General features: G+C 58.5%; 1 protein-coding gene. It reads left to right on the top strand.

Features of this window, described 5'->3' with window-relative positions:
- A partial coding sequence (locus CXP40_RS23570) for a transposase (protein WP_177429712.1) occupies window positions 1-325 on the top strand: 325 nt, incomplete at its 5' end.
- Window positions 326-489: the final 164 nt, after the last annotated feature.

The raw sequence follows: 489 nt of genomic DNA, 5'->3' as shown, positions 1-489 counted from the left end.
CTCCAGCCAAACCGACTGCGCCACCTGCCCGCTGAAAGCGAAGTGCTGCCCCAATACCGCATTTCGCAAGATCGCTCGGAGCATCCATGAAGCGACCCGTGACGTGGCGCGACGCATCGCCAAGACGCCGGAATACCTCGTCTCTCGTTGCGAACGGAAGAAGGTGGAGATGCTGTTCGCCCACCTCAAACGGATCATGAAACTGGACCGTTTACGACTGCGTGGACTGACGGGTGCGACTGACGAATTCACCTTGGCGGCGACCGTGCAAAACCTGAGACGTATGGCCAAGCTACTGCCTCACGGGCCGCCGATCACGGGATAGGTGCGCCTGCGGCGAGCAGAAACCCTCGAATTAACCCTCAGACCTGGGCAAAAAAGCTCAGTGAAACGCCGAAAGGCAACTTGAAGTGGCTTCCAGCCACTTCGACAGCAGACACATTCGACCGGCCGGCTGCCGCTAAACCTACTTTTTCAACAGAATCGGCC

The sequence above is a fragment of the Pseudomonas sp. YY-1 genome (assembly GCF_002843095.1).
In the GTDB taxonomy this organism is placed as follows: domain Bacteria; phylum Pseudomonadota; class Gammaproteobacteria; order Pseudomonadales; family Pseudomonadaceae; genus Aquipseudomonas; species Aquipseudomonas sediminis_A.
The sequence above is the reverse complement of the archived record's forward strand: the minus strand, read 5'-3'. Positions and strand labels throughout refer to the sequence as shown.